Below are 9837 nucleotides of genomic sequence, written 5' to 3' on the forward strand. Positions count from 1 at the left end.
AAATGTTATTTACATTCTTTATTTTTATGATTTTCCTCTGGTTTTACGAGTGACATTACGTAGTGGGTTAAATACCACCTTTGTTCGTCTGTAAGCTCCTTGGCAAAAGATGGCATAGGAGTGCCATTCAATCCGGTAGTAAATCTGAGATATATATCTGTGGATGAATTTCCACCCTTGAATTTTCCCGTAGTAAAATCAAAAGGTTTTATGGGAAATCCAAAATCATCCTCTTGTTCTGCTGCGCTGGGGCCATCACCACGCCCTTCAACACCATGACACTTCCAGCATTCTAACTTTTCCTCATAAATCTTTTTTCCCTCTGCAATAGTCCTTTCTGTCGGCCTTACCTCTAATCCGACATTCACAGGTGCATCTGGTTGTCTGAATTCAAATGCCTCTGAGAAACTCTTTAAAACCGGAATTACTGAGGCACGCTCTTCTTCAGATAAAATATCCCAGGGGATCATCGTCGAATTCGGTACTCCAAAGGAAATCGTTCTATAGATATCATTATCTGTAGGGAGTGAACCGCTGGGGGTTGTTCTAAATTTATAAGCTCCTCGGGTAAAATCACGTGGTTTTGGAAGCATGGATCTTGCCAAAGGTCCATCCCCATGCCCTTCTTCACCGTGACAGGCGCTACAATATTTCTTGTAGGTATTTTTACCCAATTCTGTGACCTCTGTTGGTATAGTAACTGCTTTAGCAGTAGTCGGTGCAATATTTAGCGCCAGCGCTATACTTGCCACTGCCGTAGTGCTCCATAAGCCAACCTTATCCAATAAAACCTTAGGTCTCATATCTGCCCTCCTCCTTTCGATTGCATTTTACAAACCTAACTATAAATGTAACTATTTTTAACTATTACAACTCTTTACCACATTTCTAATCCTGAGAATACATCAACTCTATGTTTGTAATTTCTTTGGGTTTAACCGTTACCTCCTTCTCTAGATTTCCTAACTCCTCATGCCACACTCTTAATTTGTATATTCCGGGGGGGATGTCACAAATCTCAAAATATCCATGTTTATCTGTTATATCAAAATAGGGATTATCCAGGATGATAATCCATGCATACGAACTCCTGTGAATATCACAAGATAATTTAATAACCTCGGAATGATCAAATCTCTTTGATATTCTCTGCTTATACGTTGTGCCAAGATTAAAGGGTTGGTTTTTAACCGATCGGGTATGTACCGTATGGAGTTCTTCATCCCCGTTTAAGATGTCTACGGTAGTTCCTTCTAAAATCGCAGTTACACGAGGGATGAAGGTATTTTTCTGTTGATCTATAATCGGATGAATAGCTGGTATTTCTTTCTTCTTACCTTCTGTAATATCGGTAATTGAGATAACCGCATTTTTGAGGCCGCTATTGACCTTGTTTACGACAAGTTTTTCAGAAACAGTTTTGGAGACATCAGGTAGTTCCCAGCCACCTTGCAGGTTTAATGATTGCGCTGCCAAATCACCCTCATATTTCACATTTCCCTCAATGGTGCCACCATCTACAACTTCTGTTTCGGTATAACTCTTACCGGCTACTATATCTTTTGAAGATATAATATTCCAACTTAAGAGTCCAAGTAAAACGCTAAAAGAAAGTAATTGTCTCATGAAACTTTGTATGCTTTTAAATACATAAATAATAATAATCCTTAGAAAGAAAACAAAAGACGTTCCACTTGGTAATAAAAACTAAAAAAACGTAAAATATCTTCTAAGTAGTAAATTTCAGTGCCACTTAAATATTAATAAATATGTGCTTTATTATCATGAGATTATAGATAAGAAATTTCATGGATGAAATGGTGTTTTCATAATATAATTTTATTTACCAAAAAGTAAGATTCGAAGATCCCGTTGTAATGGACTATCTGTTACGGTAAAGGTTCCTTTATCGATATTTTTTCCGTCAGCAAAGATAAGATAGCTATACTTTCCGTAGCGCGGAATCTTTAAGCCTAAGGTATCAATCGTAGCAGAATTGAAAGTGAGGAACAAGGCAATACCTTTTTTTCTGTTTTGGGGGTTTCTCAAGGTTACCAGAAGTGCGTTACCTTTATTATTAAAGGTTGTACTGTTTACGGTAAAAGCATTTTCTTCAAGCAAGAAATTTTCTGGCAAATCTCCTAAAAGCATCTTTGTTAGCTTATTCTCGGATAACCCTCCCAAAATGAACAAACTTTTTTGAGTTATTTCTGTTTCTGTGACTTCTGTATCCGCTTTTACCATTCCTTCGTTATCTGCTATCGATTCTGCTAGTTTTTTATAAGCCTTCTGCGAAGCGCTTTCACCACCTGTTGGGTATACAATAACCTTCTCATAATCTCCCAGTACTAAATCTATGGTGGGAGGAATTTCTCCAGGATGTAAACGCCGGAATACGTCATGCTGAGGGTCTATAGCAATATATTTAGGTTGAGATTTTGTTTGTATGGAAAAGGTATTCGATGTTTCTTTTAGTTCTACAGTTGTAGAAAAATTTCCATCTTCCAATTCCAGAATGACCGGTATGGAGAGGCGGTATGGTGTATCTTTTTGCAAGATCTCTGCCTTTACCAACCAGCCGTCACTAACCTTCTCTACCTCTGTTTTACCCAATTCAATAAAAGGCGCTCCTTTCCGGTTGACCCATTGTTCAAAAAACCAGGACAGATCTGTCTTGCCGATATCTTCAAACGTATGCTGGATATCTTTCCAACTGGCCTGCTGCCAGATCTTGTTTTTATAAAAATTCCTCAAGGCTGTATAAAACAACTCGTCACCGACCATGCGTCTTAACATATGGAATACCATTGCTGTCTTTCCGTATCCGACAGACTGGGTTATCGGGTCTATTCTACCGGTAAATTTTGATAACGGGAGATCATTCTGTTCGGTTACCGCTGAATTACTATCCTTGAGTTCTTTATAATAATAATCTGCCATATAGGTAGTCAGTCCCTCACACCAGTTTCCTTGTGACTCATCTACAAAGACAGAGTTGCCCCACCAGTTATGCAGAATCTCGTGACCAAGCGAAGTATCTACAATAAAGGGTAATTTTACAACGGTACTGCCCAGGAGAGTAAACGATGGCATACCATATCCGGTTTGAAAAAAATTTTCGACGATAGCAAACTTTCTATATGGGTAATTTCCCAAAAGTTTTTGATACATATCCAGATAGCGTATGGTAGCATCCAGGTATGTTTTTGCTAAATCTTGCTCTTCAGGGAAGAAAAAGGCATAAATATCGATGCCGTTATGGCTTATACTCGTTACCTGATATTTTCCTGCTACAAGATCGCATCCCTCGGATACGTTTTTTTCTTCCCATGTTGTATACGTCTTATGGTCATCTGATGTTTTGCTTATCAGCGTGCCCTGGGTTATCGCCTCATATCCTATAGGGGTAATGATCGTTATCTTAAAGGTTGCCAGAGAAGAAGGTATATCAGGATACCAGATGCACGCAGGACTCAGATAAACCCCTCTCTCGCTGATAGTACCCGTTGTCTCGCCGACATCTTCCTCTTCCAGTGAAACAGGTGTTGCAGTGAGAGACCCCTCATACACAATGTCTAAAGTTAATTCATTACGTTCCCTTAAGTCGGATGGTATGGATATCTCCAGGCATTGCGGCCCTTTATCAGGCGTATTTCTTATATGAAAATCTAATGTTCTCTTTGAAGTACTGACTGATAAGATTTGGAATGACCGATTCATAAAACACAAAACCTTCTCATCATGTTCATAAGGTATACTCATATGATCGATGGCCTTTAGCTTGTGATCTTTCAAAAAGAGCTCGATTTCTATGGTATGGTTCACAATCTTGCTTTTATGGATTGCTTCTGCATTTACCGGGAGCATGGTTATGGGTATCGTAAAATAAACAAAAAGCAATATATTTTTCGCCGATCTTAGATTAAACATGTTATAAACCTCTTTTTTTCAATGTGAAAGAATTTCGTAAAATTTCACCTAGATTCTGCAACGGGACACAGATGATCACAGATAAATATGGATTTTTTAGCCGTGGAGAGAAGCACTGTTCATTACCTATTGAGTGAGTTACTTACACTACCTGCATCATGAGTTTCTTTGTACTTATCTGTGTTTATCTGTGTCCAACTGCAATTGTTAGGTCTCATATTTTCCCTCAAATCCTTACCGATCCTGTATAATAGTTAATATTATTCATACTTTATTAATATCACAGAAATATTATCCATTCCGCCTTTATTGTTTGCCTCTTTTATCAGACTATCTACCGCCGTGTTGAGATTATCTCTATACTGGTAAATTATTGATTCTAATTCTTTCCCTGAGAGCATATCGGTGAGACCGTCCGAACAAGCGAGAAGCATATCTTCTGCTTTTAGTTTTATCTGTTTTAATTCCGGAACTATTGTCTCTGACTCACCTACAGCCTGCGTAAGTATGTGCAGTTTTTGTAAAGGAAGATACTCTCGCTGTATTATTTCATCTTCCATAAGATAATTTTCAAATGTATGGTCTTTGGTAATCTGCTTTATTTCTTCTCTGAAAAAATATACCCTGCTGTCGCCCACATGGCAAATATACGTGCTACTATCTTTAATCAACATCTGTATAAGGGTTGTCCCCATACCCATAAGGTTTATATCTGTCATTGATTTTGCTCTTATGGTATTGTGTGCTTTCAAAAGGGATTCGGTCAAGAGTTTTAAAACTTCTCCTTCACTTTTCACCTTGTTCAAATTTTTTTTGAGATAAGTATAAGATTCTTTAACAGCCAGATTGCTTGCTACTTCACCTGCCTGGTGTCCTCCCAATCCATCGGCGAGGAGAAAAATACCCATACATATATCAATAAGAATGCTATCTTCGTTATGTGTCCTCTGTTTACCAACATCTGTTTTGTATGCTACTTTCATGCGAGTAATTTTCCTCTGTTTGCTTTTTAAAAATCCATTGCCGATTATATCGCTTATTTATCTCTTTTTCTATGACTTATTATAGTTACTCAAGATAAGGCTGGATTGCTCTGGTGTTCTTAAGAAAGGAGGAGGGAGTCCATTTCTTTCTGCCTTCCATAATCTTAACAAGATACCTAATATAATTATCCTCGAATGGATTATTGGTGACATGTAGTATGTCTCACTTTTGTATCAGCACACTTTTGTGCCATGTTACACTTTAACCTTCTTCGCATAAAAAATGTAATCATGTTTTTTACTGCCATAAATCATCTTTTTTTAAATCTTCCTCTTATAAGCTCTAAAGCTAATTTTATCAATATATTATCATGAATAATTCTTTCCATCAAACCGCATGAGTAGCGAGAGAATCTAATTATAGTTTTGCAGGATAAATTCTTACGGTATGTTTTTTGACCTGACGTAAAATAACTGTTACTTTCTGTTGTGGTCTCGTAGAGATACACGATGTTGCAATGGTACAAACGCAGGATTTTGGAGACGCAAGATTTTGCGATTGTACAGACGTAAGATGTTGTGTCTCTACCTAATCCCGGAGGGCTGTCATGATTATAGAAAAAGCAGCTTTGTTTAAAACGTGTAAGTGAAAGGAGAGATAAAATGCTGAGGAGGGAAAAGGTACTATCCGTAATAAGTATAATAAGTATTGTAGGGTTTTTTGGGAGTATGCCTGTAGGAGCACAACCTGGTCACAACACTGCCCTTGCACGGCTTGAAAGGTTATCTGATCGGGGAAAATTTTTAAAACAACGTCTGGGAAAAAAGGTCAACTATCTTTCCACCGGGAGTAAGATGATTGTAAATTTCGGGGAACAATGGGGTAGTATTAAGCCCATTTTAGAGAGAGCTGTAGAGCGGGGTGGATTCTTAAAGGAAGGAGGTATGGACACCAACGTTGATAAATCCCTGGCTCCTTTAGCTCCTTTTACCGGAAATAACCCATTTGCGAAATCGGACTTCTTCTCACGTTTTGCAGGATCGACACAGAATGAAACCAGTGTGGGTTGGTGGGGGAATAATGCCGTATGCGGTTTTAACGATACCGGATCCTTCGCGGCCACATTTCTTCCGCTTTTTGATCCAACACTTCCTCCCAGTCCAAGCCCCAGCAGTAGTTTTAGTTTCGCCGGATGGTCTAGATCCAGTAAAGCAGGAGCGGCCTTTACGGATAAAGGAATACTTGTGGCCGACCCTATTCCTGATGATATTGATGCCCGCGATTTGCTGGGAGACCCCGTTGTAAGGGCTACGAGCAGCTCTACATTCTATTACGCAAGTATTGCTCAGGACATTGTTGCCGATGAAGTTGTAGGTGATGGCATTTCTGTCTCCAAATCTACGAATGGAGGATTTTCATGGGGAGGCTCTGTTATGGCATCGGTTGTGAATGGCGGGGATTTCCTTGATAAACCATGGATGGCTGTTAAACCAGGATCATCTGATAGTATTTATGTTACCTACACTAAGTTTGACTTTGGTGTTACATCAGATATAACAAGGATAGAATTGGTAAAATCGGCTGATGGGGGAGTGACCTGGTCACAACCGGTAAAAATTGTAGAAGGCTCAGAGAGAATCCTGGTAACCAACTCACAGATAGCCGTTGGACCAACAGGAGAAATTTATGTAGCATGGGAAGAGTTTGATGAGTCTGAAGAGCGCAGTATTAAGATTCGTAAGTCTATTGATGATGGAAAGACCTTTCGTACCAAAGTCGAAGTTTCTTCTGTCATTCCTGTGGGAGATTCTTTTTTACTTCAAGGAAGTTTCCGAGCCAATTTTGATCTTCAGGGTCTTGCTGTTGATACTTCCGGTACAGCTACCAATGGCAATGTTTACATCGTTTGGCATGACGGTCGAAACCTTGCGCAAAGTGATTTCTTTGCTTTCGATGGGCAGTACCATTTTGCGGATATCCTTTTTAGCAAATCTACAGATGGAGGGAGTACCTGGTCAGTTCCCGTCAGGATAAACAACGATCCCATTACAAGGAAAGCTGATCAGTTTATGCCTGCCATTGCTGTGGATAAAACCGGTAAGATAGGTATTCTCTATTACGACCGTAAATATAATTTACGCAATTTTTTAATAGACGTTACCATAGCTACCTCCAAAAACGCAGGAGCAACATGGACAAATAGTAAAGTAACAAAGAAGAGTTTTGCTCCGATTCCTGGTGTAAATGATTTCTTTGTTGATGAGGACTATATGGGAGATTATATTGCTATTGCACAAGATGCCTCAAAGACGAATAATGGGTTTATCGGGGCATGGGGTGATAATTCTCTGGGCGATGCCAATATCGGTGTTGCTAAAATAAAATAACGTATAGGAATTTTCATTCTGTGGGGCAACCCTTTAGAGCTTGTGCAAAAAGTCCCAAGCGGGGTCATATACAGTATTGAACTAAATGAGAAAATACCATATAGTGTATTGTGACTGAAAATAGTCATACTTTTTGCATAGACTCTTTAGGGTTGCCATCCCCGTGCAAATTCACGCAGGGGAGCAAGGCTAAAGCCTTGCCCTACGTTCTTAATACTAAGCTGAAGGTCTCATGTTCCAGAAGACAATCTCCATGAAGCTTTACCCCAAATCCGTTCAGGATATTATACAGTTCATTTTTTCGACGTTCGGTATTAAACTCAAGACCGCTTATTTCCAGATCCCGGATTATATAACCGTCATCGGTAAGGAGCAAACCGGAAGGCGTTGCCTTTATATATATCTGCAAATAATCATTATGCCTATCAACGAAAGGAGTCGTAAGTTCACAGAACTCTCCAACCTTTTTCACTTTTACCTTTTCTTTAAGCCAGTGCGCATAGGTTTCGACAAGTTGATGGCAATCCAAAACATTTATATGAGAATCATTCATTATTATTGTAACAATCTCAATCTATTGCGTCTAATTCTTTATCTATGCGATTGATTCATTGATTGTAGGGGCGAAGCATTTTTGTGACACAATTCTGAAATTATTCATCTTAGTAGAGAAAAATGCTTCGCCCCTACGTGTTGTCGTCATAATCCCATCCTATGCATTATTTGATGTCATAGTTAAAGGATGAAATAGTTTTTCCTGTGTGTGAAATGTCTGTAATGAGTTTTTCAATATTACCCCCTTGTGCAGCGTAGGCGACAAATATTTCATCCGCCAGTTCTGCCATGAGGCGATTTCTTTGGTTGGCAGTTTCCACAGTAACCCGTTTCACATTCTCGTTAAATGGAGAAATGAGCAGGAGTCTGTTTTTGTTTAAGGCTTCCTCCAGTTCAGGTTCAAGTCTTTTCTTAAGGCCTCTTGCTAGTACAAGTATAATGGGCTGGTTACCTTTGAGCAGGTAGTGCAAAACGTCTTTTTCTATTTTAGAATGAAAGCCCGATATGACACAGACGCCTTTTTCCCTTTGTTCAACTGCCCAGTCATATGATTTAAGGATGATATTCGCCGGGCATTTGCGGGAACATAAGAAGGCAATTTTGAAATGTTCGAGTATTTGTTTATTGCCTATATAGTGTAAATTGTTTTGAGGTAGGGGCGAAGCATTTTTTGTTATGGAATTCCGGCATAATTCATTCGGTGGAAAAAATGCTTCGCCCCTACGGTTATGATCATGGTTTGTTGCCATAATCCTGTCCCATGCGGTATTTAAAGTCGTAATTGATTATAAAATCCAATTCCTCATTGGTAAAATTGCATCTCTTTTTTACTTCGTGTTTCAATTCTGCTTCAGATACCTGAGATCTATCAGGGTTATTCATATCATATGCCCACATGAGTGGATTGTACATAATATACTGTCGAATGGTATTTAATGAATGTTCGTTTCGGATGATGTGTTCGTAATAGTTGCGTTGCCAGAGCGTGACGCCAGGGGTATTGTTTGATTGGTTGATTTTTCGCGTGGAAACAGATTTGAAATTTTGCATAATTGACCCCAAAGAACCGGAGAATGTTCCATGTGGTGATTGCATTGTTGGGTGTAGGGGCGAAGCATTTTCCGTGACAAGACCTGAGTACGATTTCATGGGTGAGGAAAATGCTTCGCCCCTACCATTGGCGTTATTTCCACAATTGCGTTCCGTAATAATTATAATCCCATGGATATGATTTGGCATAACAACGCATGTATCCAATCGGATGTGTGTAAAATATTTCGGTATGTTATTCCAACACGTATAAATCATAGCGCCAAATTTATTCAATTGCATGATTTCACCAGAAATTTTCCCCAGGAGGCATTTTCTGTTTTCTGTGCACATGGTCACAAAATACGCACCTGGCCTTGTATAATCGTATCCCTTCAGTCGTATTGAACGGCGATGGTGTTTTTCCGGGTCGTAATTTGCATTTCTGTTTTGTTGCATGGTTGTTTTATTATATGGTTATTTACGATTACCTTGGTTGTTGATTGTTGGTTGTTAATTGTTGATTGTAGGGGCGAAGCATTTTTTATGAACAAGATTCTGACATTATTCATTCGGTGTGAAAAAATGCTTCGCCCCTACGTTGTTACGTTTTATGGTTCATTATCGTCATAATCCCGTCCCATGCGGTATTTGATGTCGTAGGTGATGATGAAATCCAATTCCTCATCGGTGAAACCGTAATGCTGGGCTAACACCTTGTCGATTTCGTCTATGATGGGTTTGGATTTTTTTAAATAAAACTCATCGTATTCAACCTTTCCAGAAGTTTTATAGTTATAAATTCGTCTTACTGATTTACACATAAGTTGCGCAGAAATAGGATAAATTTGTTCAAGAGTAGCCAAATACCAGGAAATTAAGGACCGTATGGCTGAAAAAGCCTGAAAAATAAGGGTTGAGAACAGTCCCAACGTATGGCATTCTTTATGAA

The 9837-nt window shown here is 39.0% G+C and carries 9 protein-coding genes; 1 reads left to right on the forward strand and 8 read right to left on the reverse strand.

Annotation, left to right across the window (positions count from 1 at the left end):
- Positions 1–5 precede the first annotated feature (5 nt).
- The 4 genes from FBQ94_RS11400 to FBQ94_RS11415 form a co-directional block, all read right to left on the reverse strand.
- On the reverse strand, positions 6–803 hold the full coding sequence (locus tag FBQ94_RS11400) for a c-type cytochrome (protein WP_007221542.1): 798 nt from the start codon (positions 801–803) through the stop codon (positions 6–8).
- A gap of 85 nt (positions 804–888) precedes the next feature.
- Positions 889–1626 carry a cupredoxin domain-containing protein gene (locus FBQ94_RS11405; protein ID WP_007221543.1) on the reverse strand — a complete coding sequence of 246 codons (738 nt, stop codon included), beginning with the start codon at positions 1624–1626 and terminating at the stop codon, positions 889–891.
- A 213-nt stretch (positions 1627–1839) separates the two neighbouring features.
- The gene (locus FBQ94_RS11410) at positions 1840–3930 is read right to left on the reverse strand and encodes a M1 family metallopeptidase (RefSeq protein WP_285442139.1); all 2091 of its coding nucleotides are present in this window, start codon (positions 3928–3930) and stop codon (positions 1840–1842) included.
- A 260-nt stretch (positions 3931–4190) separates the two neighbouring features.
- A complete protein-coding gene (locus tag FBQ94_RS11415) occupies positions 4191–4913 on the reverse strand; it encodes a PP2C family protein-serine/threonine phosphatase (RefSeq protein ID WP_007221545.1) in 723 nt (240 codons plus the stop codon).
- Between the two features lie 663 nt (positions 4914–5576).
- On the opposite strand from FBQ94_RS11415, the gene FBQ94_RS11420 reads away from it, so the two are divergent.
- Positions 5577–7301 carry an exo-alpha-sialidase gene (locus tag FBQ94_RS11420; protein ID WP_007221546.1) on the forward strand — a complete coding sequence of 575 codons (1725 nt, stop codon included), beginning with the start codon at positions 5577–5579 and terminating at the stop codon, positions 7299–7301.
- A gap of 202 nt (positions 7302–7503) precedes the next feature.
- On the opposite strand, the gene FBQ94_RS11425 is transcribed toward FBQ94_RS11420, so the two are convergent.
- The 4 genes from FBQ94_RS11425 to FBQ94_RS11440 all read right to left on the reverse strand — a co-directional run.
- The gene (locus FBQ94_RS11425) at positions 7504–7854 is read right to left on the reverse strand and encodes a DUF1828 domain-containing protein (protein WP_007221547.1); all 351 of its coding nucleotides are present in this window, start codon (positions 7852–7854) and stop codon (positions 7504–7506) included.
- Positions 7855–8020: 166 nt separating this feature from the next.
- Complete coding sequence (locus tag FBQ94_RS11430) at positions 8021–8605, reverse strand: DNA-processing protein DprA (protein WP_007221548.1); 585 nt, start codon at positions 8603–8605, stop codon at positions 8021–8023.
- A complete protein-coding gene (locus tag FBQ94_RS11435; RefSeq protein WP_007221549.1) occupies positions 8589–9344 on the reverse strand; it encodes a transposase in 756 nt (251 codons plus the stop codon). The genes FBQ94_RS11430 and FBQ94_RS11435 overlap by 17 nt, the downstream gene beginning before the upstream one ends.
- Before the next feature lie 152 nt (positions 9345–9496).
- Positions 9497–9837: hypothetical protein (locus FBQ94_RS11440; protein ID WP_285442140.1), on the reverse strand; the 341-nt coding region annotated here is incomplete at its 5' end.

Source organism: Candidatus Jettenia sp. AMX1, from assembly GCF_030263775.1.
Lineage (GTDB): Bacteria > Planctomycetota > Brocadiia > Brocadiales > Brocadiaceae > Jettenia > Jettenia caeni.

Coding starts and splice junctions, on each gene's coding strand:
- FBQ94_RS11400 (WP_007221542.1), bottom strand. CDS start 803: ATGAGACCTAAGGTTTTATTGGATAAGGTTGGCTTATGGAGCACTACG.
- FBQ94_RS11405 (WP_007221543.1), bottom strand. CDS start 1,626: ATGAGACAATTACTTTCTTTTAGCGTTTTACTTGGACTCTTAAGTTGG.
- FBQ94_RS11410 (WP_285442139.1), bottom strand. CDS start 3,930: ATGTTTAATCTAAGATCGGCGAAAAATATATTGCTTTTTGTTTATTTT.
- FBQ94_RS11415 (WP_007221545.1), bottom strand. CDS start 4,913: ATGAAAGTAGCATACAAAACAGATGTTGGTAAACAGAGGACACATAAC.
- FBQ94_RS11420 (WP_007221546.1), top strand. CDS start 5,577: ATGCTGAGGAGGGAAAAGGTACTATCCGTAATAAGTATAATAAGTATT.
- FBQ94_RS11425 (WP_007221547.1), bottom strand. CDS start 7,854: ATGAATGATTCTCATATAAATGTTTTGGATTGCCATCAACTTGTCGAA.
- FBQ94_RS11430 (WP_007221548.1), bottom strand. CDS start 8,605: ATGGCAACAAACCATGATCATAACCGTAGGGGCGAAGCATTTTTTCCA.
- FBQ94_RS11435 (WP_007221549.1), bottom strand. CDS start 9,344: ATGCAACAAAACAGAAATGCAAATTACGACCCGGAAAAACACCATCGC.